Genomic DNA, 26,557 nt, shown 5'->3' with positions numbered 1-26,557 from the left:
TCTCCAATCTAATCCATTATATTTTACGATATTTCTTTAAAGCAAACACGTTTAAAACAATAAAGAGAAGTGCAAAGCCAAAAAGCATAAGTAAATCAGTATAAATATCTTGAAATTGTAATCCTTTATACATAATACTTCGTAATGCATCTCCACCGTAATACATTGGCATAAACTTAGCGATAACTTGTAACCAGTTTGCCATTCCTTCAACAGGGAAAATTCCAGCAAAAAATACTTGCGGAACGACAACAATCGGAATAAATTGCATCATTTGAAATTCCGTATTTGCAAAAGCGGACAGTAGGGTTCCTAAAGATAAGGCAACAAGAGCTAATAGTAAATTAGTGAGCAAAACGTTCCAGATAGAACCAACTAACATAATATCTAATACATGTATTGCATAAAATACAACAATAACAGTTTGAATGACAGCGAATATTCCATAACCGAATAAATAGCCAAAAACAATCTCACTTCTTTTTATGGGCGTAGCTACAAGTCTTTCGAGAGTTCCAGTTGTCCGTTCTCTTAAAAGAGCAATTCCTGAAATAAGAAAGACAAAGAAAAAGACAAAGAATCCAATTAATATCGGATTTAATACGTCAAAAAATGTCGTATCGTTAGTACCATATAGATAAGAAGTATCAATCTTAGGGAATTCCTTTAGGTTACTATGATTATTCATTTTTGATACATGTGCGGAAAACATTTGTTGAATTTTCATTTGTAAAGCGTTTGATACAGTAGGATCATCGTTTTTTAATGTAAGCAAAGGTTGATTCCCTTTTAACTGAAGGACTCCATCTAATTCATCTTTTAAGATTATCTTTTTCGAATCGTTTGATGGGTCATATTTTATAACAAGTATATCTTGGTCTTTCAATTGGTTAACGAAAGAAGAATCCACATTCATTACACCGATTTTAATTTCTTCATCGGAATCGCTTGTAAAGAGAAAATGAATAAGAGTTAAAATGATGAGTGGGGCAATCATCATTAATGCAAGTGTTCGTTTATCTCGAATCATTTGCCTGCAAATTCTTTTTATTAATGCACCAATTCTCATGAGTTCGTACCCCCAGCCTTTAAAAATACCTCTTCTAAATTGCTTACATTGTACTGCGCCTTTAATGCTGAAGGGGAGCCACTCGTTAAAATCATTCCATCTCGTACCATACTAAGATAATCACATTTTTCTGCTTCATCCATGACATGTGTTGTAACTAGGATTGTTTTTCCTTTTTTCTTTAGCTGTATTAATTCATTCCATATCGATAAGCGTAGTTCTGGATCAATACCAACTGTAGGTTCATCTAAAATTAGTATTTGTGGATCGTGGATTAATGCTATTGCCAGAGACAATCTCCGTTTCATACCTCCAGAATAGGTTCCTACTTTCTTGGATATATGTGAGCTAAGATCAACTAAATTCGCTGCATAAACTATTCTTTCCTTTTGTACGGACTTCTTCAATTTGAATAGGGAGGCAAAGAAAGCCATATTCTCTTCTCCGGTTAGTTCCGGATAAAGAGCATCAGATTGGGCCATATAACCAATATTTTGTAATGCCTTTAAATTAGGTATGGATGTATTTAAAACTTGAACATCTCCTTTTGAAGGGACATCCATACCTACAATAATTTTGATTAAGGTTGTTTTTCCCGATCCTGAAGGTCCGATTAGACCATAGATTTGTCCCGGACTTATTGATAAATTTATATCCTTTAAAACGTTTTTTTTGCCAAAATTCTTAGTTACTTGATGAATACGAATGGCATGATCCATCTTACAACCCCCTGCTATTAAATGAGTGATTACTCACTTTATAATAAAATGCGGTGGAGTACATGTCAATCACAAAATGAGTGAACACTCACACCGTTGATAAAAAAATAAAGAGCTGTAAATTTCAGCTCTTTCACAACTTTATTTGACTTGATCATTCTCCCATTGGTAATTCCAAAATCTTTCGTTTTGTAACCAAGCAAGGGTTTCAGGGTCATTTTGTTTCAATTTTTCTTCGCGATCGGCTATCATCCAACCAGTTTGTGATATATGTGCTTTCATCGCACCGATTTTTTGATCGGTAACAGCACTTACATCATTAATTACGTCCGGAGGTCCAATTTCTGATTCGTGATTATTCGAAAATGCCACACAATGAAGCTTCGGTCTTTTTTCTTCAGGAATACGCCTAACGGCACGAACTACAGCTCTTCCCGTTGCTTCATGGTCAGGATGGACGGAATATCCCGGATAGAATGTAATAATCAGTGAAGGATCTAGTTCATTAATCAAACCGGTAACCATCTGGATTAATTTTTCATCATCTTCAAATTCAACCGTTTTATCACGAAGACCCATCATCCGCAAATCCTGAATTCCCATTACAGCTGCGGCCTTTTGCAGCTCCTTTTTGCGTATCTTCGGCAATGACTCCCTTGTTGCAAATGGGGGATTTCCTAAATTTCTTCCCATTTCCCCAAGTGTTAAGCATGCATAAGTCACCGGTGTTCCATTTTTTACGTGCGTTGAAATAGTTCCTGACACCCCAAACGCTTCATCATCTGGGTGAGGAAAAATAACTAAAACTTGACGTTCTGTTTCCATTGAACAAACGCTCCTTTCTTCATTAAATTATTCAAATGGTGTTTCACTAATCTCAAGTGCAACTGCTAATTTTCCATCGTATCCATGGCCTGCAAGAAGTAAGCGGCCAAGGTCATCTTCTTCGAAATGGGTTAATCCCTCAGCATAGATCCAACCGATTGGCAGCTTTAAACCTACTCGAAATGGCCCCTCTCCAATAATTTTTCCGTGCTCATAACTAACTTGTGCATTCCGTATGTATGCTCCTGCGGAAAAGAAACCTTCGTTAAAATGGGAAGCATATGCACCATTCGTTGTTTCTAAATGTATATATACGGTTTTATTCGCAAACTCATTAATCTTCTCCTGAACAGCAGAGATTTGTATAGGCTCCACGTAGAACCCTCCTTTTTTAATGCTTTGTTAAATGACTTATTGATTAGCTATTAAGTTGATAGGTGTGAACAATCAATATCTTTAACTAGGCCATTTTTAAAATACGATAACTAAAGTATGTGATTATTTTACTAAAAATAGTATTGGATTGCGAAGAGATTGCTTACGGGGATAGAAAGTAAAAAAGGAGTGGGTGAAACCCACTCCTCAAAATTATTTATTCGAAACAAAACGTGTATACGCACCGTGCATAACTGGACCAACATATTGATTCAACTTAAAGCCATGTTCGATAGCGGCAGAAACGAATTTCTTCGCTACTGATACAGCCTCTTTAACTGAACTTCCTTTTGCAAGCTCAGCTGTAATCGCTGCAGCAAATGTACAGCCTGCACCATGATTGAAAGTAGTATCAAATTTTTCACTTTCTAAAAGTGTAAACTCACTGCCATCATAGAATAGATCAACCGCTTTTTCATGTTCTAGCTGTTTACCACCCTTAATAACGATATTTTTCGCACCTAGATCGTGGATTTTCATAGCTGCTTTCTTCATATCGTCGATTGTTTTAATAGGCCCGGATTTAGCTAATTGCCCAGCCTCAAATAGATTTGGAGTCACAATTGTAGCGCGTGGGATTAATAATTCACGCATTGCATCTGTGTTTTCTGGCTGTAATACTTCATCTTCACCTTTACAAACCATAACAGGGTCAATGACCACTTTATCTAATTTATGTTCGTCTATTTTACGAGCGGCTAACTCAATAATTTCAACAGAGCCAAGCATCCCCGTTTTCATTGCATCGATATTCACAGATAGAATCGTTTCTAATTGTGGTTCGACCGTTTTTACATCAATAGGGAACACATTATGGTGCCAATCATTTTTTGGATCCATTGCAACGATGGAAGTTAATGCAGTCATTCCATAAACTCCAAGTTCTTGGAACGTTTTTAAATCCGCTTGAATTCCCGCACCACCACTTGAATCTGAACCAGCAAGGGTTAAAGTCTTCTTCAAAGTCATAAACAAGTCCTCCTCTATCAGCGAAAATGAGTAATATTCAAAAAATCTCTATTTTAGAATATACCAATAGTAAATAGATTTCCATACTCAGAAATAAAAAAGCTTATCTACCGAAGTAGATAAGCTATTAAAAGGGGGGATCATCGTCTTTATTCAGTATGTACAAATTCTCTAAGACTATACATGGGAGTTTGGAAGAAATATAATTTTGTGAAAACTCTTTACTTTTCACATAAGAGGATATACTATTGAGGTAGTAATTAAAAAATTTCCATGGTGGGAGGTATGTAATATGAACAAATTACTTATAAATCTAACGTTAATTTCATATTGCAGTCCATGGGAAAAGACAAAACCAATTAATTAAAAATCAATTGTAAAATTTTCTCTAATTAAATTTTGTGTACCCAACCATGGACTGCCGTTTATCAGTCGATGGTTTTTATTTTTACACAAATATTGGAGGAATTACATTTGAATTTACAAACATTAGGTTGGAATTCTTATTTTGAAGAGCAGTTTGAACAATATAAACAACAAGGTTATGAAGTGGGCAGAGTCACTCTAGAACATAAAAAAATTTATAGAGTAGCAACCGAACAAGGTGAGTTGCTTTCTGAAGTGTCGGGAAAACTACGATTTCAAGCATTCGAACGGCAGGACTACCCGGCAGTAGGGGATTGGGTTGTCATTAGCCCAAGAATAGAGGAACAAAAGGCGACGATTCATGCTATTTTGCCTCGCAAAAGTAAATTTTCGCGAAAAGCAGCTGGACCAAAAATGGATGAACAAATAGTTGCTACAAATGTCGATACCGTTTTTCTTGTGAACGCATTGAATTCCGATTTTAATCTCCGCCGGATTGAAAGATATGTATTGACTGCTTGGGAAAGTGGCGCAAATCCTGTCATCATTCTAAGTAAAGTCGATTTATGTGAAAATGTTGAAGAAAAGATCCAAGAAGTAGAATCAATTGCCTTTGGAGTACCTATCCATGCCATCGGTGCGGAACAAAATATTGGATTGGAGCAATTAACTCCATATATTTATGAAGGGCAGACCATTGCGTTACTCGGTTCCTCGGGTGTTGGAAAGTCTACGCTAACAAATGCATTGTTTGGAAGTGTGAAACAGGATGTTCGTTCAATACGTGAAGATGATGGGCGGGGACGACATACAACGACACACCGAGAATTAATCGTTTTAGAAAGCGGAGGAATTTTAATTGATACTCCCGGAATGCGTGAATTGCAGCTTTGGGATGCAGAAGATGGATTAAGTCAAAGCTTCTCCGACATAGAGGAACTGGCTGAAAGTTGCCGTTTTAGAGATTGTTCACATGCCAAGGAACCTGGATGCGCCATTCAATTAGCATTATTAGAAGGTACATTGGATAAAAATAGATATGCAAGCTATGTTAAGCTTCAAAGAGAATTGGCTTTTTTAGAACGAAAAGAAAATCGGCAGGCAAAACTAGCCGAGAAAGCCAGAATGAAACAACTGACAAATGGTCAAAAAAAGAATAAAAAGTAATAATGTAAATGACAGTCCTTTTTACGAGGACTGTTTTTCTTTTTTACGTGAATGCGGTCCATTCGGGAAGATGAGCTCGGTATTTTCATGTGAAATGCACGCATCCGGTTCTTTCGTGCACTTGAAGTCTGCGCTTTTGAAACATAGTGCACGAAAGGCTAGCAACCAAATGAATTATTGGGTTTCAAAGGAAGTTTCAAAAGCGCATAGTATTAATTTGATGATAAAATAAGATAAATTACATATTATGTTGAATAGGGGTAGTTCTATTGCTTCACCATCTTGAAATATATGTCTCCAATCTAAAGAAATCCACAGAATTTTGGGAATGGTTTTTAACTAAACTCGGTTACCATCAGTTTCAAAAATGGGATCACGGTATAAGTTGGAAATATAAATCAACCTATCTTGTTTTTGTTCAGGTAAAGGAAGAATTTCTGACGACTCCATATCATCGTTGTCGTGTCGGTTTAAATCATTTAGCGTTCCAGGCTCAATCTCGAAAACAAGTCGATGAAATGGCTTTTGAGATAAAAGAAAAAGGCATGAAGATTCTATATTCTGAACGCTATCCATATGCGGGAGGTCAAAATCATTATGCCTTATATTTTGAGGATCCCGATAGAATTAAAGTAGAAGTAGTCGCACCTACAGAAGAGGTGGAATAATGGATACTATTATTTTAGCAGGCGGAAAATCAAGACGAATGGGACAAAATAAAGCACTTTTGCCTTTGGGAAATGAGCGGGTTATTGATCGGTTAATTAACGAATTTTCTCCTATATCTCGAAAAATGCTCTTAGTTACGAACCATCCTTCCGAATTCCAATCTATTCATATAAATAAAGTGACGGATGAACCGGAATTTAAAGGACATGGACCATTAGCTGGATTAGAAATCGGATTAAAAAGCTCTACTTCCCAAGAGTGTTTAATAATTGCATGTGACATGCCATTCGCCTCTAGGCAAGTGGGGAAGTGGTTGGTCGATGGGCTTATAAACAGCGGATACGACGCGGTTATTCCGATGTTCGAAGGCAGAATCCATCCATTGTTTGGTGCTTATCAAAAGGGCATCCAATCAATCATAAGAACTTGCTTATTAGATCAAAAAAGAAGGATGACCGATTTGATCAATCAATTAAATGTGAAGTTAGTTGAACAAAATGATGCTCCAGATTATTTACAAAAAGTTTGGGAGAAATGTTTCTGGAACATGAACACAATGGACGATTACCAGAAAGCATTAAAGCATTTAGGGGGACAAAATGAATTTTGAAATTGTTGAGGAGCCAATTAGTATTGAAGTCGTAGTAAATAAGGTCGTTCAACGTGAAGCGGGAGCAATTACAACTTTTATCGGTACGGTAAGAGAATTAACAAACGGCAAAAGAACCTTATATTTGGAATACGAAGCATATGCGTCCATGGCTATTAAAAAACTAGAACAAATTGGACAAGAAATTAGTGAACGGTGGCCGAGTACAAAGACAGCGATTACCCATCGAATTGGTCGATTGGAGATTACTGATATTGCTGTCGTTATTGCTACATCCACTCCTCATCGTGCGGAAAGCTATGAAGCAAATCGTTATGCAATTGAACGGATTAAAGAAATCGTTCCGATTTGGAAAAAAGAACATTGGGAAGATGGGGAGAAGTGGATAGGGAATCAGTTAGGGACAAAAGAATACCGCAAGGGAAAACCCGAGGAGGAAGATTTGCATAATTAAGGTGATGTTGCACATTTACGCGAACAAATCGGCACTGGTGAAATTGAAATAAGCTCGTTTAAAGGGACGATTAAAGAGTTAAAGAAGTACTTGCAAATTCACCACTCTTTGCACAATTTGGATAAAAAATACAGCCCCACTAAAACAGTGAGGCTAGTACTCTTATTAGTATTTATTAGTTTAATGGATTTTCTGATAGATATTCATTCGGTGTTTCTCTTGAAGCAATCACCACAAGTCTGCCTTGATCGAGTTCTTTTTCATACTCAGCCGCCTGGTGGTCGGATAATCCGAGTGACGCCATCTCCGTTCTTAGTTCGTCGCCTCTCTTTTTAAAAACATTGCCTAAAGTATTAAGAACCCCTTGTTCCTCAATACCAACTTTTCCTGTTTCAGTCGCGTCAGTTATATCTTTTGATCTTTCTTTTCCGTGTGCAAATATATAAATTTCACTTTTTAAGTATCCTTCGTTTTGTAACTCACTAATTAGATTTGATGCTTCTAAGCCGTTTTCAACTACGTTTACTTTGTACATTGAAAAATCTCCTCCTTGTATTTGAGAGGTAACTTGCACCTCGAATCTAGTATTTATATATCCGTTATTTCATTTGTTAAACATTTTATTTTGGTTCTATTAAAATAGGATGTTGATTTCTGCTGCAATCTAATGGCAAAAACAATGAACTCTAACAGGTGACAAAATTTAACATGTTTCACGTGAAACATGTCGAAACATGAAGACTTACTAAATATTAGATTTGGAATAAATGTGATAAAATTAATGTAGACATATCGAAGCGACTAGGAGATGAAGTAATGAGTATTTCAATTAATTCTCTATTAAATAAAATCGAACAAGAAGTAAACTATGCGAAGGAATCAGAGCGGGAGAGTGTGTTGAAAAATCATATTTATTCAGTGAAAACCCTTTGTGAATTAATCTTAGCGGAAGGACAAAGCATATCAACCTCGTATGCAATCCCTAATAAAGTACAGGTGGAACATTCATTACCCCAAGATAAACCAATCATGTCAGTAGGAAAGGCAGAACCCTTAAAAACAGATGATGGATCAAATGGAGAGTCAATTTTTGATTTCTAGAGTCGTTTTTCTTAAAATAAAGTAGACAAGTTTGAAAATATAAAGGGTTTGAAAGAAGAAGGAGTGTATTTTTTTGAAGGCTTTTATCATTATAGGAGCAATTAATGCGTTCTTAGCAGTTGCGCTCGGTGCATTCGGTGCACATGGTTTGGAAGATAAATTAGAACCGAAATATTTAGATATTTGGAAAACAGGTGTTACGTATCAGATGTTCCACGCATTAGGAATTATTGCGATTGGAATTATTGCAGGAAATATTCAAGGTTCTTCATTAATCTCTTGGTCAGGTTGGTTAATGTTCATCGGTATTATTTTATTTTCAGGAAGTTTGTATGTATTAAGTGTAACGAAGATAGGTATATTGGGGGCGATCACTCCAATTGGTGGAGTAGCATTTTTAGTTGCTTGGATTCTTGTAGTCGTTGCCGCTGTAAAACATCTATAATACAAAAGGGATCCTTCATATCGAAGGATCCCTTTAAAATTCTGGTCATCTTGGAGAATAGGTTGATAAATTTGGTGCGGCTCCAAATGGATATTCATACTCGATTTCTTCGTTAAATGTAATGTAATCAACATACACCATAGGAATTAAATTTCGTTCTCCAGTTTGAGGGTCACTTAAGATGACATGATCACGGCCAGCAGCTTCAATAATGCCTTTAAACACTTTTGCATTCCATTCCCGATTGTTTTCAAATGTTGCATATAGTGTAACCAATTTCCCTTTGTTCAGGCGTAAAATATTTTCTATATATGATTGTTCGGGCGGTAACATTCCAGGAATATTTGGTCCTGTTGCATTTGATCCTCCGCCTTGAGGCGGTGAAAAAGGAACGGCTGGTGGAACTTGTTGCTGAGCTCCGTATTGTGGCGGGTACCCTCCATAAAAACCTTGTGATCCTGCACCGCCTTGCGGGACTTGATACCCGTAAGGTGGATTATAATTTGATTTAGACAATCTTCTCCCTCCTCATAATATGCTAATAAATAAGAATTTGAAACAAGTAGCAAGAAAATAGGAAATTCTCTATAATAGGCATAAACTGCCTATCCTTCACCTCACTTTAGAGTGTATGATGAATGGTTTAAGATTAGGCTTTTACATTTCATATGTATGTAAGAGAGAGAAAAGATATGCAGAGAATGTGAAGGCTTTTCTAATTTAAAAATAAAGGCTGTTTTTACAAACTTTGTTGCTATTGAGTATGAAGGTGATTTCCGCTCCAGGGTACTCGCTTTCCGCGGGGTCTCACCTGTCCCGCTGATCCCGCAGGAGTCTTGCACCCTTCCGCTCCAATCAGTCTTTTTTAACGGAACTTAATGTCGAAACATTGAGAAAGGAAATTCAATAGGTCATTGTATTTAACAAATATGAAAACGCAGAGTGGATTGGAGCGGAAGGAACCTGACTCCTGCGGGATATAGAGGAAAGGTCGAGACCCCACAGGCGCAAGCGCCGAGGAGGCTCGACTTCCTCCCCGCGGAAAGCAGGTTCCTGTAGCGGAAAGGAACGGTCTATGTCCCTAAAATAACAATCTTTACGCAAAGAGCCAAAATAAAAAACCGCAGCTTTTTCGCTACGGTTTCGTGAAATGAATTAATTTACATGTAGAAATTTCGCAATATTATCATCTTCTAACAGATTTCCGACAAAGAAGGAACCGAACTCACCATAACGTGCACTTACTTCATCAAAACGCATTTCATAGACAAGCTTTTTAAATTGAAGCATGTCATCTGAAAATAGAGTGACACCCCATTCGTAATCATCTAAACCAACTGATCCAGTAATAATCTGTTTAACCTTACCGGCATATTTACGTCCGATCATTCCGTGACTTCTCATTAATTCACGGCGCTCATCCATGGATAACATATACCAGTTATCATTTCCTTCTCTGCGTTTGTCCATCGGATAGAAGCAGATATATTTGGATTTAGGAAGAATTGGATATAGTCTTGATTTTACATAAGGATTTTCATAAGGGTCTTCATTAGATTCCCCTCCACCTACATAATTACTTAATTCTACAACTGAAACATATGAATATGTAGGGATCGTGTATTCCGCAATTGTAAGTTTATTAAATTCATTTTCAAGATCGTTTAACTCTTCCATTGTTGGGCGAAGCATCCAAAGGATGAAGTCAGCCTTTTGTCCAACAATTGTATATAATGCATGACTTCCTTCTTTCTTTTCTTGAGTTTCATTCAATTTATTAAGAAATTGGTGAAATTCTTGGATTGCTTCTTGTCTTTCATCACTTGAAAGTTCTTTCCAAGCTGTCCAGTTCATCGCTCTTAAATCATGTAAGGAATACCAACCATCTAAAGTTTGAGCTGCTTCACTCATCTAGATCACTCCTATTTTAATTTATATGTTCAGCTTCAGCACCTTGCAAGGCACTTCCACTTTTCTTATCTCCACCATTACTATAGCATAGTTTTTCCAAATCACTTCTTTTCAACCTCAATTGTTGAAAAAACGTCACGAACCCTTTACTATTTGGTGAAGTGACGTTTTATTAGGGCAAAGGGTTTTTTTGGTTTAAAAAAATATGATACATTTGGATATGCTAATAAAAAAGTAGGAGGATATAACATGAGTGATTTATTTACAGACTTAAAAGGAAAACTAGACGGTAAAGGCTTGTCAATCGTTTTTCCTGAAGGTATAGATGAAAGAATACTAACGGCTGCTGGTCGTTTAGCAAAAGAAAAGATCATTAAACCAATTTTATTAGGCGATGAACAAAAAATAAAGGATGAAGCAAAAAAGTTAGATATTTCTTTAGAAGGTGTGAACATCCTTAGTCCAAATACATATGTAGAAATGGATGAAATGGTCCGTTCCTTTGTTGAACGAAGAAAAGGGAAGGCAACCGAGGAAGATGCACGTAAAATACTGTTGGACGAAAACTACTTTGGAACGATGCTTGTCTATATGAAAAAGGCAGATGGATTAGTGAGTGGTGCCGCACATTCAACTGCAGATACCGTTCGACCTGCCTTACAAATTATTAAGACAAAGGAAGGCGTTCAAAAAACTTCTGGTGTTTTCATTATGGTTCGTAATGATGAAAAATATGTTTTTGCTGATTGTGCGATCAATATTGCACCTGATAATCAAGATTTGGCTGAAATTGCTATCGAAAGTGCAAAAACAGCAAAAATGTTTAATATAGAACCAAAGGTAGCAATGTTAAGTTTCTCTACGAAAGGATCAGCTAAATCACCTGAAACGGAAAAAGTAACAGAAGCGGTACAAATTGCAAAGGAACGTGAACCAAATCTTGTCCTAGATGGAGAGTTTCAATTTGATGCTGCCTTTGTTCCATCAGTAGCACAGAAAAAGGCCCCAGATTCCGTCATAAAAGGAGATGCGAATGTCTTTATTTTCCCAAGCCTTGAAGCAGGTAATATTGGTTACAAAATTGCTCAACGATTAGGTGGATTTGAAGCAGTTGGTCCAATATTACAAGGATTAAATGCACCGGTTAATGATCTTTCAAGGGGATGCAATGCAGAGGATGTTTATAAGCTTGCACTTATCACTGCGGCCCAAGTCTTGTAAAATATAGTTGAATTATAAGGTTGCATGAAGGAGAAGGAGAATGGAGCAAGCATTATCATTATTAAAGCAAGATAGATGGCGAATTATTGATCAATCCAGCTTAGGGCCACAGTTTGAGGCTTTGCAGTCATTTGCAATGGATGATACTCTTTGTACCTCTGTTGGTTCGAGATTTTCGTCACCAACAGCGAGGGCATGGGTACATCATCAAACAATTGTTTTAGGCATCCAGGATACAAGGCTTCCTTTTTTAGAGGATGGGTTAACTTATTTAGAGGAACAGGGCTATCGTTATATTGTGCGCAATTCTGGAGGATTGGCAGTTGTTTTGGATGAGGGAGTACTTAACCTGTCTCTCATTATTCCTGATACTGAAAAAGGAATCGATATTAATAAAGGATATGAAGCGATGTGGGCGCTAATCAAGCATATGTTTTCAGACTATGATACGAACATAGAAGCGAGAGAAATTGTTGGTTCATATTGTCCAGGCAGTTATGACTTAAGCATAGATGGGAAAAAATTTGCTGGTATTTCTCAACGCCGTATCCGAAAAGGAGTAGCTGTTCAAATCTACCTGTGTATCACTGGAAATGGTCAAGAGCGGGCGAAACTCGTTCAGCAGTTTTATGAAAAGGCAAGAAAAGGGATTGAAACAAAATGGGTTTACCCTACAATCAATCCAGAGGTAATGGCATCTCTTTCAGAATTATTAAAAGTCCAAATGACAATACAAGATGTTATGCTCCGTTTTCTTAACAGCCTTAAGGATATGAGCGGGGAAATGTTTACTGAACCTTTAAGTGGGGATGAACTTGTGTGGTATGAGGATTACTACAAGCGGATTGTCGAAAGAAATGAAAAATTTGTTTAGTCTATTATAAAAATTAGCAATTGACACACAATTTAAATGATGGTAATCTAACAAAGTATTACCAAATAAACAGAAAGCGAGGGAGGTATTGTGATGATATACATGAATTTGGTCAACAAAGAACGAACTAATTTAATATATCACGCAACCTGCCTGAAGCAAGGGATTTATTGAACGGGACTTTTATTATTTTTGATAATAAAAAGCACAGGAGGCGTATCGTTTTCTGTGCTTTTTTGTTGTCTTGCTACAGTACTGTATAAGTGCCGTAGTATATGGTGGGCAGCTGCTTAGTGCAGCTGCCCATTTTTATTTTGAACAAATTGGGTGGTGATGGAGATGTTTCGCGTTTTATGGAAGCTCCGCTGGTTTTTTAAAGAACAGTGGAAGAGGTATGTCATTGCAATTTTATTATTAACTATCGTTGGAATATTAGATGTAATCCCCCCGAAACTGGTTGGGATGGCAATCGATAATATCCACCTGGGAAATTTGACTTGGAGCGGGATTCTTCGTTATCTATTTTATTTATTCCTTATTACAGTCGTCTCTTATGGTATTACGTATGTATGGATGTATCAGTTGTTTGGCGGGGCATATCTAGTAGAAAGGAAGTTGCGTTCGCGTTTAATGGGTCACTTTTTTAAGATGACTCCTGCATTTTATGAAAAAAACCGAACCGGTGATTTAATGGCTCGTGCAACAAATGATTTGAAGGCCGTTTCGATCACGGCGGGATTCGGCATTTTAACGTTAATCGATTCTACTGTCTTTATGCTTACGATTCTGTTTACGATGAGTGTACTGATTAGTTGGAAGCTCACACTAGCAGCCATTTTGCCGCTGCCAATAATGGCGGTGTTAATGACCATTTATGGAAAGAAAATTCATGAACGTTTTATTGAAGCACAAGATTCATTTGGTGATCTAAACGATAAAGTATTAGAATCGGTAGCCGGTGTAAGAGTAATTCGTGCCTATGTTCAAGAACGGGCGGATAAGAAGCGATTTCACGAAATGACAGAAGATGTGTATGCAAAAAATATGAAAGTAGCAAAGATAGATTCCTTGTTTGACCCGACGATTAAAGTATTAACCGGGATGAGTTATTTAATTGGTCTAGGGTATGGAGCGTATCTTGTGTTTCATCAGGCAATTACACTTGGGGACCTAGTGTCCTTTAATGTCTATTTGGGAATGCTAATTTGGCCAATGTTTGCAATTGGAGAATTGATGAACTTAATGCAAAGAGGTAGTGCTTCTTTGGATCGGGTGGAGGAGACATTAAGAGCGAAAGAAGATGTTACAAACCCTGAAAAGCCGATTATAGTAGATCATCCTAATACAATTGAATTTAACAATTATGAGTTTCAATATCCAACTTCTACAGTGAAAAACTTAAAAAATATTCATTTAGATCTTAGTCGTGGAAATACACTTGGAATTGTCGGGAAAACAGGAAGCGGCAAAACGACACTTATTAAGCAGCTTCTTAGAGAATACAAAGAAGGTAATGGTAAATTTGCCTTTTCAGGTGTTGAAATTAGCCAACAAACGAAGGAGCAAGTACGAGATTGGATTGGCTATGTCCCGCAAGATCATGTTCTTTTTTCTCGGACAATTAAAGAAAATATTTTATTTGGCTATCCGGAAGCAGGAGAAAAGGAGATTCAAGATGCTATTGATTTAGCTTACTTTCGTAAAGATTTAGCGCTTTTACCGGAAGGGTTAGAGACGTTAGTAGGTGAAAAAGGAGTTGCACTTTCTGGAGGACAGAAGCAAAGAATTTCAATTGCACGGGCATTAATTAAAAATCCGGAAATCTTAATTTTGGATGATTCTTTATCAGCAGTTGATGCAAAAACAGAAACAAATATTATCGAAAATATTCAAAAGGAGCGAAATGGGAAAACAACGATTATTACCACTCATCGTCTTTCAGCAGTAGAGCATGCCGATTGGATTCTTGTTTTAGATGATGGGGAAATCATTCAAGAAGGAACACATAATGAATTAGTCCAAGAAGAAGGTTGGTACCTTGAACAATATGAGCGCCAACAGCTGGAGTCTTCGGAAAGCAAGGAGATGGTATTGTGAACGTTGGAAAAAGATTAGTACAATATGCAATGAGTTATAAAAAGTTCATTATCATAGCCCTTCTCATGCTTGCCTTTTCTGTAGGTGCGGAGCTTACAGGCCCATTTATCGCGAAACAAATGATTGATTCACATGTATTGGGAATTGAGTCCCCTTGGTTCGAAACGGAAAAGGGGAAAGATGCTGTTCTATATAATGGGAAGTATTACAAACGGGAAAAGTATTTTAAAAAAGGCGAAACAAAAGGGAACGAAATTAGAATTCTACAAGTTGGGAAAGATTTTTATTTTACCAATGATGCCATTCAATTTGATGGTGATCGGACTTATCGAAATGGAGTAGTCACGATTAAAAAGGGTGAGGCTATACAAAAAATAAACGTTCAAAAAATATCTACAACTCAGCTATTAAATTTTTACAATCCTGAGATACCAAGAATTATTCGACTGATTCTCTTTTATTTTGGTCTATTATTAAGTGCTTCCTTATTCCAATATGGACAGCATTATTATTTGCAGAAAGCAGCGAACCGTATTATTCAAAAAATGCGAACAGATATATTTGGTCATATTCAACGTTTACCAATTCGCTATTTTGATAATTTACCTGCCGGGAAGGTCGTTTCGCGAATTACTAATGATACCGAAGCGATTCGTGAGCTTTATGTAACGGTTTTAGCTACATTTTTTACTAGTACGATCTATATCACAGGGATATACATTGCGCTGTTTATTTTAAATGTAAAATTAGCAATGATTTGTTTATTGCTATTGCCATTACTTTATCTATGGATCATTATCTATCGTAAATACGCATCGAAATATAATCAGGTTATTCGTTCAAAAGTAAGCGAAATTAATGCAACAATCAATGAATCTATTCAAGGAATGAATATTATTCAAGCATTCCGCCGTGAAGAGAAAATGAAAGACGAGTTTGAGGAGCTTAATCAGACCCATTTTCAGTTTCAAAATAAAATGCTAAGTTTAGATGCCCTTACTTCCCACAATCTAGTCGGCGTGTTAAGGAATATTACATTTGTCGCCTTCATTTGGTACTTTGGCGGAGGCTCGATCGGTGTCGGTTCATTCGTTACATTGGGTGTTCTATATGCTTTCGTTGATTATATTAATCGCTTGTTCCAGCCGGTTACAGGGGTTGTCAATCAATTGGCGAAACTGGAGCAAGCACTGGTTGCTGGTGAGCGGGTTTTCGAATTGCTTGATGAAAAAGGAACGGCAGTAAATGATCAAAGAATTCCAAGGTATCAAGGAAATGTGACTTTTGATCATGTTCACTTTGGCTACAAAGAAAATAACGATGTTTTAAAAGACATTACTTTCGATGCAAAGTGCGGAGAAACGGTTGCGTTAGTAGGACATACTGGTTCAGGCAAAAGCTCGATTATGAACCTATTATTCCGATTTTACGATTGTACAAGAGGGGAAATAAAGATTGATGGTGTCAATATAAAAGATATGTCGACACAAAGTTTAAGAGAGCATATGGCCATCGTTCTGCAGGACCCATATTTATTTACTGGAACGATAGCTTCGAATGTTAGTCTAGATGACCCGCACATATCACGTGAAATAGTAGAAAAGGCGTTGAAAGATGTTGGGGCAGATAAGGTGTTGAAAAACTTGGAAAATGGGATTGATGAACCCGTAGTCGAAAAGGGAAGCACACTTTCATCCGGGCAAAGACAGCTGATCTCATTTGCACGAGCACTTGCCTTTAATCCAGCGATTCTCATATTGGACGAAGCAACTTCTAATATTGATACAGAAACAGAGGCAATTATTCAAAAGGCAATGGATGTGTTAAAAAAAGGAAGAACGACCTTTATTATCGCACATCGTTTATCAACAATCCGCAATGCCGATCAAATTCTTGTTTTAGACAAAGGAGAAATTGTAGAGAAAGGCAATCATGACGAACTAATGGAGCTAAAGGGAAAATACTATCAAATGTATCAGCTTCAGCAAATGAAAAAGGTTGGCTAATCTAAAAAATAGAAAAGCATAACTTCACCTGTTAGGTAAAAGTTGTGCTTTTCTATTTGTCACTATTGCTCATTGGTTTATCTACTCAAATCCCGAAGAGTCCCGAAAAACGGGCACTACCTTCGGCTCATGTTTGCTTTTCTATATTATTCCGCCAGTTTCTCCAGGTTTCCGTTTCTGTCCATTTTAAACGTAGAAGTCGAAGGCTCATCTTCTTCAAATAGGACAAGTTTTCTTGCTCTGTTCATGATTTTCATCATTGTTTCATAATCTTCTTGCATTGTCACAGAGTTCTTTTCTAAATCACGAATTCGTTTTTGAAGTTCTTCATTTTGATGCTTTAGTTCCGAGTTTTCACGTTTTATTCTTGCATTCTCACTTTTTAAAATGGTTGATTGGAACTGGGTACTATTTAGGTATTGTAAATAACTAATTACTTTTTGGAGATTTAATTCTCCATTGTTATTACTAATCGGCGCAGATTTCGTCACAATTGGTGTTTGAACAACATCCATGTCTTCAGCAAATTCTTGATTAATAGTTTCTAAAGGTGTATCTTCTACTTCCTCAAAGGATGGAGTAGGTGGTTGATAGAGTAGTTTTTTCTTACCGCCTTGGTCTTTCCCAAGTAACCGCTGTCTCTGTTTTCGTTGTTTTTTTGCCAGTTGTAAAGCCTGTTCATAATCATGGCGCACAACAGCATTCCAACGAAATCCACACGCTGCAGATGTTCGATTTAACTTGTCACCAACTTCTTCAAACGCATTTAGCTGAGTACTTCCTTCACGTACATGTCGCAAAACAGTTTCTGCTAAATGTAAATCATTTTCTTCTGTCCAAGCATCTTGACGCTCTTTCATACTTCTCAACTCCCATATTCATTATTAACTTTCCCCAATACTCAAAGGATGGACAAAAGGAACATCTTTTATACCAATATTGTAAAAAATATAATAGTTTCTCAAATTAGCATGTTGAAGCTGTAAAATGAATACGAAAATCAACATCTTTCATATTAAAAAGAAGAAGGATATAATATAAAAAAGATAGTCTAGGAAGAGGGTCAGACATGGAATATTCTAAACAGAAGTTAAGCGAGGAAAAGGTTTTTAAAGATCCTGTTCACCGCTATGTCCATGTAAGAGATAGGGTGATATGGGATTTAGTAGCTACAAAGGAATTTCAACGTCTACGTCGAATTCGTCAGCTCGGAACCACTTATTTTACATTCCACGGTGCGGAACACAGTCGATTTAATCATTCCCTAGGTGTTTATGAAATTATTAGAAGAATTATTGATGATGTTTTTGATGGCCGAAAAGAATGGAACAGTGAGGATCGTCTCCTTACCTTGTGTGCGGCTCTTTTGCATGATTTAGGACATGGTCCATTTTCACATTCTTTTGAAAAGGTATTTCAACTTGATCATGAGGAATTTACACAGAAGATTATTGTCGGAAACACTGAAGTAAACAAAGTATTGGCTAAAGTAAGTCCCGACTTTCCGAAAAAAGTGGCTGAAGTCATTGCTAAAACTTATGAAAATAAATTAGTTGTTAGTTTAATTTCGAGCCAGCTTGATGCCGATCGGATGGATTACCTACTTAGGGATGCCTATTTTACAGGAGTTAGTTACGGCCACTTTGATATAGAAAGGCTATTACGAGTAATGAGGCCGCGTGAAGAACAAGTTGTCTTTAAGTACAGCGGAATGCATGCAGTCGAGGACTATATTATGAGTCGCTATCAAATGTACTGGCAAATCTACTTTCATCCGGTAACACGAAGCGCAGAAGTGATTTTAACGAAAATTTTGCATCGTGCGAAGCAATTGCATGATGAATATTATTCATTTAAACAACATCCAGTTCATTTTTATTCCCTTTTTGAGGATGAAATGACATTAGAAGACTATTTAAAATTAGATGAAAATGTCATATTATATTATTTTCAAATGTGGCAAGATGAAGATGATTCAATTTTAAGTGATTTATGTACAAGATTTGTGAATAGAAACTTATTTAAATATGTTGACTTTGATCCAGCTAAACAGTTCAAGGTACATAGTACATTAGAAAACCTGTTTAAAGAGGCAGGAATAGACCCTAACTATTATTTAGTTGTGGATTCTTCATCCGACCTTCCATATGATTTTTATCGCCCAGGCGAAGAAGAGGAAAGACTTCCTATTCATTTATTAAAGTCAAATGGAGAATTACGAGAGTTATCTAGGGCGTCTGACATTGTTGATGCTATTTCAGGAAAGCGCAGAACCGATCATAAATTATATTATCCAGCTGACTTTATTCATGATGACAAGATGAATAGCGAAATAAAGCAGAAGATTCGCTCCATACTAGAGAGTATATAGTTGAATCACGATAAATAAGTTTTTATTAAGCGGGAGATGAGTTTCTTTGTTAAATGATCATGTTAGATTGATGGGGGCACTTGCAGCTTCGGGAGAGATTATCGGACGGAAAAAGTTACAAAAGATGATTTATATATCGAAAAAGTTAGATTTTCCTTTTCAAGAAAGATTTCAATTTCACTTTTATGGTCCTTATTCAGAGGAGTTAACTCTGCGGGTAGAGGAACTTACTAATTTAGGTTTTATTGAAGAAGTGAAGGAAAAAAAGGGTGGATACTTTCAATATCGTTATACAATCACTGAAAGTGGCAAAGAGTTTCTAAATATGTATGAAACAAAGGTTCCGCATTTAGATGAATGTTTAGTCAATATGAACGAACAAAATTCTCGTTTTTTGGAGTTGGTATCTACAGTTCTTTATTTTGATAATCTTCCTCAGCAAGAGGTTATCGAGAAAGTCCAAACAGTTAAAGCAAAACAGAATTATAGTGAGTCGGAAATTACTGAAGCATACCAGTATATTGAGTCGTTAAAACAAATAGCTAAGCCGCGGGAATAAGGCTTAGCTATTTGTTTTTATTAAAAAATAAGGAATTAATAGAATGAAGGGTCAATCTAATGGAACAAACATACATCGGCAATGGTCCCGTGAGAAGAAGAGGCGAACCGAACCGATAGGGCAGGGTACACCGCCGCCTATGGTCCCGCAAGAGCCAAAAGCGATCCGATAGAGGAGTGGCACCGCCGCCCATGGTCCCGCAAGAGCTAAAAGCGATCCGATAGAGGAGTGGCACCGCCGCCTATGGTCCCGCAAGAGCTAAAAGCAATCCGATAAAGGAGTGGTACCGCTGCCCATGGTCCCGCAGAAGCCAAAAGCGATCCGATAGAGGAGTGGCACCGCCGCCTATGGTCCCGCAAGAGCCAAAAGCGATCCGATAGAGGAGTGGCACCGCCGCCCATGGTCCCGCAAGAGCTAAAAGCAATCCGATAGAGGAGTGGTACCGCCGCCCATGGTCCCGCAGGAACCAAAAGCAAGCCGATAGAGCAGTCCCATCACCGCCCATGGTACCGCAAGCAACCAAAGGCAAACCGATTGAACAGGAAACTACCAATTTCTATTACCTTTTAGTGATTTTATATGTAATGTTTCATATTAATCTGAAAAGAACCGGGCATGCCCGGTTCTTTTTACTTGTCACTTAATCTTTTTCCACCTACTGCATAGTGATTTTTTGACATTTCTTCAATAAAAACTACGATATTTTCTTTCGGCGCGCCAGCAGTTTCACTAACAGCATCCGTAACCTTTTCTACCAATGCTTTTTTTTGTTCCTCTGTACGACCTTCTAACATTTTTACTGTAATATATGGCATACAACCGACAACTCCTTCTATGAAAAATAGTATTTACAATACAAAGTGTATTGCTTTATGAAAGGGCATGCAAGGGATATTAGCAAAATCAGTTCCACTACAAGGAATTTATCATTGGATTGTTGTATACTAATAGTTAGAATGAATAGAATGATTGAAAAAGGGGTTTGATTGTGGATCAATTGATTAATTTTTTGTCCGGTATTTTGAAATATCCAATTGAGTATCTACCGTTTGTAGTTATTACATTATTAATTGCTTTTACCGTGCATGAATTTGCCCACGCATATACGGCTTATAAATTTGGCGATCCGACTGCTAAAGATCAAGGTCGTTTAACACTGAATCCGATTCAGCATCTTGATCCATTTGGGACGATTCTTATTTTAATTGCTGGATTTGGTTGGGCACGTCCAGTACCTGTCGATCGTCGCCATTTTAAAAACCCGAGAGCTGCAGGGATATTAGTTTCGATTATGGGACCACTAAGTAACTTATTATTGGCATTTATAGGATACGGGGTTTTCTATTTTTTAATTTCTTCGGGATCATGGACGAATGCATCTAGTTTCATCATGGATTTTTTAAATATTTTTATTCAACTAAACATGATGTTATTTGTATTCAATTTAATTCCCCTTCCACCACTAGATGGGTATAGAATTGTGGAAGACTTAGTGAGCCCTACCATCCGGGCAAAAATGACACAATTTGAACAATATAGTATTTTAGTATTTCTAATTATTATTGTGACACCATTAGATGAATACACCATTTTTCCGTTGATGCAAAAAGTTAGTAATTTTTTTCTATCTAGCTTTCAAACAATTTTTTCAATGTTTATGTAGTCAGGAGGTATCGTAATGGAAGGGAAGAAAAAGCTAGAATTCAATATTATTAAAAACGATCCTACAGATGGTCACCGAGGATTCGGAATTGGATCATTAAGTTTAGAAAATGTATCACCTGTATTTGTAGATGTAGAAGAAGGAGAAGCCTTTGTTGATATTGGTGCTATGCATGCACGAAGTTCTGTTGAGAAAAGGGTGAAATTTTTACCTAATCGCGAGGATGTACCAGAAGGGGCAAAGCCTTATTGGTTAGTTTGGGTGACAATTGACAGAAAAGAAGAAGGACCGTATTTTGCAGGTGTGACTGCTTGTGAAATGACCGTAAATAAAGAAGCGAGACGTGGGTATAAATCATTGCCAGAGCATGTAAATCGCTTAGATAAATCATTAAAACGTCATATTATTGTCGATCATATGGATGTCAAATCTAAAAAAATACTGGAAGACTTCTTGAAAACTCACGATGAAAAGATGTGGGAACTATCTAGTGAAGAGTTAAAAAAAGGTTTGGCTTCGGAATAAAGAAAATGTGGACAAATTGTGACATTTGTTTGAATTTATTTGCAGTGACTTGCTGATTTAATGGAAAATAAGTAAACTAGAATTGATGGTTTGCATATACAAACTAGGACACGAAAAAACTCGGGGACGCACACCCCGAGTTTTTTCATTTACTTGTAAACAACTTTAAAACCATCTAAAGAACCGTTTAAACCAGCTTTTGTTTTCCTTTTGTTTCCTTTTATCGAGCTCCAACATGTTTCCCTCATTAACGTGTTTATCACAATAATCAGTAGGCTCTGTTCCCTCGATGAAATAGGTTATTCGAGAAACTGGACAGTCATCAGTTGCAATTTTTCCGCTTTCCGGGTCGATTGGAACAGCAATTACACCTTTTGGTTGTTTAAAAGTTTTGATCGGCTGATCTTCAAGGGACTTTTCCATAAATCGAACCCAGATGTTTTTGGCATATAGTTTATCTGCATTTAGTGTAATTTGGTTCCCCTGATCATATCCAGTCCATATTCCCGCAGTGAGCTGTGGAGCAAACCCAATCATCCAGCTGTCGGTATCAGTTGACCCCGATTTACCTGCATATTGCCTTGTTATTTGACTAGCGATCGTTGACCCTGTGACGCTCGAGTACCCATTTAACTTTTTATCAAACATGCCCGTCATCATTTGATCCATAATGAACGCAAGCTTTGGATCAAGAATTTGCCCCCTAGGTGGTTCATACTGATATATAACCTTCCCTTGGTAATCTTCTACCCTTGTAATAAAGACAGGCTCCACTTGGTTACCGCCATTTGCTAATAAGCTATAAGCGTTTACCATATCAATAACACGAACACCAGATGTTCCTAAAGCTAAAGAAGGAACTTTAGACATTTTTGTCTGTATTCCAAAGTGCTTGGCTGTTTGGACGAGAACATCTTCTCCTAAAAATAAATGTGTTTTCACAGCAAATACATTATCAGAAAGTGCAAGTGCTTGTGCCATCGTAATTTCATCATTCGCATATTTACTATTAAAATTATGTGGTGTGTACTCTTTATTACCATCATCAAAATGAAAAGTAGTCGGTTCGCTTTTCATCATTGTCGTTGGGGTAAACCCTTTTTCTAGAGCCGCATAATACAGTAATGGTTTGATGGTCGAGCCTGGCTGGCGAATAGCTTGAACAGCACGATTATATTGACTATCTTCATATTTCCTCCCGCCAACCAATGCTGAAACAAAGCCAGTGTTAGGATCCATAGCTGCAAATCCTACTTGGATATTGGAATTCCCGGAAATTGTTTCCTCAATTACTTGTTCCGCAATTTTCTGTTGATCAGTATTTAATGTTGTGAATACATGAAGACCACCTAAATCAATTGTTCGATCATCAAGACCAATTTTTGTTTTTAAAAGATGTTTCACCGTATCTTGAAAATAGGGGGCGACCGTTGTTTGCAAAGAGGAATGTTCGCCGATAATATTTAGCTTTTTGCTTGCTGCTTTGTCGGCCTCTTTTTGTGTAATAAAACCATTATGAACCATTGACTGTAGAATAATTTTTTGTCTAGTTTTCGCCCGATCAAAATGACCAATAGGTGAATAGATATTAGGGCCTTTTGGGATTCCAGCCAGCATAGCAGACTCTGCCAGACTAAGTTCCTTTGCCTTTTTTCCAAAATAAAATTGACTGGCCGCTTCGATTCCATAAGCTTTATGACCATAATTAATCGTATTTAAATAGCCTTCCAAAATCTCCTTTTTATCATAATTCATTTCTAATCTAAGTGTATAAAAAGCCTCGGAAATTTTTCGCTTCCATGTTTTATCGAGCGTTAAAAAGAGGTTTCTTGCATATTGTTGTGAAATCGTACTAGCGCCTTGCACTTTTTCCATCGCTTTTATATCTGCTAATACTGCACCCGCTATTCGTTTGTAATCAAATCCATGGTGTGAATAGAAGTTTTGGTCCTCAATGGATATAGTCGCATTGATTACGTCTTCTGATACATCGTCTAGATCAACCCAATATCTTTTATCCCCGTTACTACTTTCTCCGATTAGAGTGCCATCATTTGAATAGTATAGAGTTGATTGTGGGACAGAAAGAGGGGGAGGACCTAATATTTTTGCATATATTAAAATTCCAGCTATAGAAACGATAGATATGGTTAGAACAATAAGTAAGACAAATAATGATAGTCTTAAAAAGCGCTTTGACTTTTGTATTTTTGGATTTGTCATTGTTTCCATGACGTTCACCTCAAACTTCTAAAAATGCCTATTGTATCAGTATGAAAAAACAACCTCTTTTTTAAACATGCAAAAAGAATTTTTTGATAGGAATAATTTTAATAAGTGAATGAAAGTTTTTCTTGCAATTTTGCCAGAATTCACTATACTTTTTCTCATGTTTGTATTTAGTGTCTTAGGGAAAAATGAGTTAGTAGTGAGTTATTAATGGACGCTAATATTTATAATAGGAAGGAAGATTGCAATGGGTGGACTATGGTTTACTGAAAAACAAACTGATCATTTTGGAATTACAATGGAGATTAAGCAAACTTTACATACAGAACAAACGGAATTTCAAAAGTTAGATATGGTTGAAACTGTTGAATGGGGTAATATGCTTCTTTTGGATGATATGGTGATGACTTCACAAAAAGATGAGTTCGTCTACCATGAAATGGTGGCACATGTTCCATTGTTTACCCATCCAAATCCCGAAAATGTTCTTGTTGTTGGTGGCGGAGATGGCGGGGTAATTCGTGAAATTTTGAAGCATCCAAGTGTAAAAAAAGCAACACTTGTGGATATTGACGGCAAGGTTATTGAGTATTCCAAGAAATTTTTACCTGAAATCGCAGGCGAACTAGAAAATCCTCGTGTTGATGTTCAAGTCGATGATGGTTTCATGCATATTGCGAAAAGCGAAAACGAATATGATGTAATTATGGTTGATTCAACAGAACCAGTCGGACCAGCAGTCAATTTGTTTACAAAAGGATTCTATGCAGGTATTTCAAAAGCATTAAAAGAAGACGGTATTTTCGTTGCTCAAACAGACAATCCTTGGTTTAAAGCTGATTTAATTCGCGAAGTACAAAAAGATGTAAAGGAAATTTTCCCAATTACTCGTCTATATATCGCAAATGTTCCAACATATCCAAGTGGCATGTGGACATTTACAGTTGGATCAAAAAAATATGATCCACTTGAAGTAAGTGAAGATCGATTCCATGACATTGAAACAAAATACTATACGAAAGAACTTCATAAAGCAGCATTTGTACTGCCTAAGTTTGTTAAGGATTTAACTGAATAAAAAAGAGGAGGTACACATATGCGATTTGATGAAGCTTACTCAGGAAATGTGTTTATTAAAAGCCATCCGAACTATGAGGAAAGCGAAGCGGTTATCTATGGAATGCCAATGGATTGGACAGTTAGCTACCGACCAGGTTCACGTTTCGGTCCAGGGCGGATAAGAGAAGTCTCAATTGGCTTAGAAGAGTATAGTCCATATTTAGACCGAGAATTGGAAGAGGTGAAATACTTCGATGCAGGTGATATTCCGTTGCCTTTCGGAAACCCTCAGCGGAGTATTGATCTTATTGAAGAATACATCGATGGTTTATTAAAAGATAATAAATTTCCTTTAGGAATGGGCGGGGAGCATCTCGTTTCGTGGCCAGTTATTAAAGCGATGTACAAAAAGTACCCCGATCTCGCGATTATTCATATGGATGCACACACAGATTTGCGTTCTGAATATGAAGGAGAGCCACTTTCCCATTCTACCCCGATCAGAAAAGCGGCCGAATTAATTGGTCCTAAAAATGTATATTCTTTCGGAATTCGTTCTGGAATGAAGGAAGAGTTTAAATGGGCAAAAGAAAATGGAATGCACATCTCTAAATTTGAAGTACTTGAACCATTGAAACAAGTATTACCCAAGCTTGCTGGTCGTCCGGTTTACGTAACAATTGATATTGATGTTCTAGACCCTGCACACGCACCTGGAACAGGAACAGTCGATTGTGGTGGGATTACTTCAAAAGAATTGCTGGCATCAATCCATGAAATAGCACGTTCACAAGTGAAGGTCGTAGGTGGAGATTTAGTAGAAGTAGCTCCTATCTATGATTCGTCAGAACAAACGGCAAATACGGCAAGTAAGTTGATTCGTGAAATGATACTTGGTTGGGTGAAATAAGGATCCTCATTGAGAGGATCCTTTTTCTTCAGTTATCATCCACCAGCCTGCAATATTTAATCCTTTTACCTCGTTTATTTTTCCGCCCTTTTCTTTGAAACGTATAGTTCCTTTTGAAAAGAGAACATACCATTTAAATGAGGAATCATCTATAGGAATAAACTTAAGCTTAAAAGTATCTTCGGATCGTAATCCTCTATTTCTTTTTAGGCTCCTTAATTAATGTACGTATAATTGTAAAACATAGTACACCGACTATAAACAGATATTTAAAAATAGCAATCCTCCATCCCCTTATTTAAA

At 37.0% G+C, this 26,557-nt stretch carries 27 protein-coding genes; 16 read left to right on the top strand and 11 right to left on the bottom strand.

The features are described from left to right. Positions 1-16 precede the first annotated feature (16 nt). From I5776_RS20295 to pdxK, 5 genes are all read right to left on the bottom strand, one after another. Positions 17-1,069, bottom strand: coding sequence for an ABC transporter permease (locus tag I5776_RS20295; protein ID WP_202778294.1), 1,053 nt, complete (start codon positions 1,067-1,069; stop codon positions 17-19). Then, the gene (locus tag I5776_RS20290; RefSeq protein ID WP_202778293.1) at positions 1,066-1,788 is read right to left on the bottom strand and encodes an ABC transporter ATP-binding protein; all 723 of its coding nucleotides are present in this window, start codon (positions 1,786-1,788) and stop codon (positions 1,066-1,068) included. The genes I5776_RS20295 and I5776_RS20290 overlap by 4 nt, the downstream gene beginning before the upstream one ends. Before the next feature lie 141 nt (positions 1,789-1,929). After that, positions 1,930-2,613 carry a bacillithiol biosynthesis deacetylase BshB2 gene (gene bshB2, locus I5776_RS20285; RefSeq protein WP_202778292.1) on the bottom strand — a complete coding sequence of 228 codons (684 nt, stop codon included), beginning with the start codon at positions 2,611-2,613 and terminating at the stop codon, positions 1,930-1,932. A 27-nt stretch (positions 2,614-2,640) separates the two neighbouring features. Then, complete coding sequence (locus I5776_RS20280) at positions 2,641-2,988, bottom strand: YojF family protein (protein WP_202778291.1); 348 nt, start codon at positions 2,986-2,988, stop codon at positions 2,641-2,643. Between the two features lie 213 nt (positions 2,989-3,201). After that, positions 3,202-4,017, bottom strand: coding sequence for a pyridoxine/pyridoxal/pyridoxamine kinase (gene pdxK, locus I5776_RS20275; protein ID WP_202778290.1), 816 nt, complete (start codon positions 4,015-4,017; stop codon positions 3,202-3,204). A gap of 474 nt (positions 4,018-4,491) precedes the next feature. Here pdxK and rsgA point away from each other — a divergent pair, with 474 nt between their 5' ends. From rsgA to I5776_RS20255, 4 genes are all read left to right on the top strand, one after another. After that, the gene (gene rsgA / locus I5776_RS20270; protein ID WP_246483857.1) at positions 4,492-5,550 is read left to right on the top strand and encodes a ribosome small subunit-dependent GTPase A; all 1,059 of its coding nucleotides are present in this window, start codon (positions 4,492-4,494) and stop codon (positions 5,548-5,550) included. Positions 5,551-5,819: 269 nt separating this feature from the next. After that, on the top strand, positions 5,820-6,218 hold the full coding sequence (locus I5776_RS20265; RefSeq protein ID WP_202778288.1) for a VOC family protein: 399 nt from the start codon (positions 5,820-5,822) through the stop codon (positions 6,216-6,218). Then, positions 6,218-6,829 carry a molybdenum cofactor guanylyltransferase gene (mobA, locus tag I5776_RS20260; protein WP_202778287.1) on the top strand — a complete coding sequence of 204 codons (612 nt, stop codon included), beginning with the start codon at positions 6,218-6,220 and terminating at the stop codon, positions 6,827-6,829. Before I5776_RS20265 ends, mobA begins: the two co-directional genes overlap by 1 nt. Then, the gene (locus I5776_RS20255; RefSeq protein ID WP_202778286.1) at positions 6,819-7,283 is read left to right on the top strand and encodes a molybdenum cofactor biosynthesis protein MoaE; all 465 of its coding nucleotides are present in this window, start codon (positions 6,819-6,821) and stop codon (positions 7,281-7,283) included. Before mobA ends, I5776_RS20255 begins: the two co-directional genes overlap by 11 nt. 175 nt (positions 7,284-7,458) lie before the next feature. Here I5776_RS20255 and I5776_RS20250 read toward each other — a convergent pair whose 3' ends face one another. Further along, a complete protein-coding gene (locus I5776_RS20250) occupies positions 7,459-7,818 on the bottom strand; it encodes a YflT domain-containing protein (RefSeq protein WP_202778285.1) in 360 nt (119 codons plus the stop codon). A 281-nt stretch (positions 7,819-8,099) separates the two neighbouring features. Here I5776_RS20250 and I5776_RS20245 point away from each other — a divergent pair, with 281 nt between their 5' ends. Next, entirely contained in the window at positions 8,100-8,384 is a 285-nt protein-coding gene (locus I5776_RS20245) for a YwdI family protein (RefSeq protein WP_202778284.1), read from the top strand. 73 nt (positions 8,385-8,457) lie between these two features. Continuing rightward, a complete protein-coding gene (locus I5776_RS20240; protein ID WP_202778283.1) occupies positions 8,458-8,829 on the top strand; it encodes a DUF423 domain-containing protein in 372 nt (123 codons plus the stop codon). Positions 8,830-8,874: 45 nt separating this feature from the next. On the opposite strand, the gene gerQ is transcribed toward I5776_RS20240, so the two are convergent. Both gerQ and hemQ read right to left on the bottom strand, forming a co-directional pair. After that, positions 8,875-9,345, bottom strand: a complete 471-nt coding sequence (gene gerQ, locus I5776_RS21530; protein ID WP_246483856.1) for a spore coat protein GerQ — start codon at positions 9,343-9,345, stop codon at positions 8,875-8,877. Positions 9,346-9,984: 639 nt separating this feature from the next. After that, entirely contained in the window at positions 9,985-10,740 is a 756-nt protein-coding gene (hemQ, locus tag I5776_RS20230) for a hydrogen peroxide-dependent heme synthase (protein WP_202778282.1), read from the bottom strand. 249 nt (positions 10,741-10,989) lie between these two features. Here hemQ and pta point away from each other — a divergent pair, with 249 nt between their 5' ends. The 4 genes from pta to I5776_RS20210 all read left to right on the top strand — a co-directional run bounded on the left by pta (position 10,990) and on the right by I5776_RS20210 (position 16,938). Further along, a complete protein-coding gene (gene pta, locus I5776_RS20225) occupies positions 10,990-11,961 on the top strand; it encodes a phosphate acetyltransferase (RefSeq protein ID WP_202778281.1) in 972 nt (323 codons plus the stop codon). 40 nt (positions 11,962-12,001) lie between these two features. Further along, complete coding sequence (lipL, locus tag I5776_RS20220) at positions 12,002-12,835, top strand: octanoyl-[GcvH]:protein N-octanoyltransferase (RefSeq protein ID WP_202778280.1); 834 nt, start codon at positions 12,002-12,004, stop codon at positions 12,833-12,835. Between the two features lie 339 nt (positions 12,836-13,174). Then, the gene (locus I5776_RS20215; protein WP_202778279.1) at positions 13,175-14,932 is read left to right on the top strand and encodes an ABC transporter ATP-binding protein; all 1,758 of its coding nucleotides are present in this window, start codon (positions 13,175-13,177) and stop codon (positions 14,930-14,932) included. Further along, on the top strand, positions 14,929-16,938 hold the full coding sequence (locus I5776_RS20210; protein WP_202778278.1) for an ABC transporter ATP-binding protein: 2,010 nt from the start codon (positions 14,929-14,931) through the stop codon (positions 16,936-16,938). Before I5776_RS20215 ends, I5776_RS20210 begins: the two co-directional genes overlap by 4 nt. A gap of 146 nt (positions 16,939-17,084) precedes the next feature. On the opposite strand, the gene I5776_RS20205 is transcribed toward I5776_RS20210, so the two are convergent. Beyond that, on the bottom strand, positions 17,085-17,798 hold the full coding sequence (locus I5776_RS20205) for an RsfA family transcriptional regulator (protein WP_202778277.1): 714 nt from the start codon (positions 17,796-17,798) through the stop codon (positions 17,085-17,087). Positions 17,799-18,007: 209 nt separating this feature from the next. Between I5776_RS20205 and I5776_RS20200 the strand changes: the two genes are divergently transcribed. Together I5776_RS20200 and I5776_RS20195 are read left to right on the top strand one after the other, a co-directional pair. Beyond that, entirely contained in the window at positions 18,008-19,309 is a 1,302-nt protein-coding gene (locus tag I5776_RS20200) for an HD domain-containing protein (protein ID WP_202778276.1), read from the top strand. Between the two features lie 46 nt (positions 19,310-19,355). Next, positions 19,356-19,868 (top strand): YwgA family protein, encoded by a 513-nt coding sequence (locus I5776_RS20195; protein ID WP_202778275.1) that lies wholly within the window; start codon positions 19,356-19,358, stop codon positions 19,866-19,868. A 629-nt stretch (positions 19,869-20,497) separates the two neighbouring features. On the opposite strand, the gene I5776_RS20190 is transcribed toward I5776_RS20195, so the two are convergent. Beyond that, positions 20,498-20,683: a 2-hydroxymuconate tautomerase gene (locus I5776_RS20190; protein ID WP_202778274.1), complete on the bottom strand. Its 186-nt coding sequence runs from the start codon at positions 20,681-20,683 to the stop codon at positions 20,498-20,500. Positions 20,684-20,877: 194 nt separating this feature from the next. On the opposite strand from I5776_RS20190, the gene I5776_RS20185 reads away from it, so the two are divergent. Both I5776_RS20185 and I5776_RS20180 read left to right on the top strand, forming a co-directional pair. Then, positions 20,878-21,531: a site-2 protease family protein gene (locus tag I5776_RS20185; RefSeq protein ID WP_425490394.1), complete on the top strand. Its 654-nt coding sequence runs from the start codon at positions 20,878-20,880 to the stop codon at positions 21,529-21,531. 15 nt (positions 21,532-21,546) lie between these two features. After that, complete coding sequence (locus I5776_RS20180) at positions 21,547-22,056, top strand: YwhD family protein (RefSeq protein WP_202778272.1); 510 nt, start codon at positions 21,547-21,549, stop codon at positions 22,054-22,056. A 165-nt stretch (positions 22,057-22,221) separates the two neighbouring features. On the opposite strand, the gene I5776_RS20175 is transcribed toward I5776_RS20180, so the two are convergent. Then, positions 22,222-24,288, bottom strand: coding sequence for a transglycosylase domain-containing protein (locus I5776_RS20175; protein ID WP_202778271.1), 2,067 nt, complete (start codon positions 24,286-24,288; stop codon positions 22,222-22,224). A 244-nt stretch (positions 24,289-24,532) separates the two neighbouring features. On the opposite strand from I5776_RS20175, the gene speE reads away from it, so the two are divergent. After that, complete coding sequence (speE, locus tag I5776_RS20170; protein WP_202778270.1) at positions 24,533-25,363, top strand: spermidine synthase; 831 nt, start codon at positions 24,533-24,535, stop codon at positions 25,361-25,363. Between the two features lie 18 nt (positions 25,364-25,381). Beyond that, on the top strand, positions 25,382-26,254 hold the full coding sequence (speB, locus tag I5776_RS20165; RefSeq protein ID WP_202778269.1) for an agmatinase: 873 nt from the start codon (positions 25,382-25,384) through the stop codon (positions 26,252-26,254). Positions 26,255-26,557 lie beyond the last annotated feature (303 nt).

The organism is Heyndrickxia vini, from assembly GCF_016772275.1.
Lineage (GTDB): Bacteria > Bacillota > Bacilli > Bacillales > Bacillaceae_C > Heyndrickxia > Heyndrickxia vini.
This window is presented reverse-complemented; position numbering and strand designations above follow the sequence as displayed.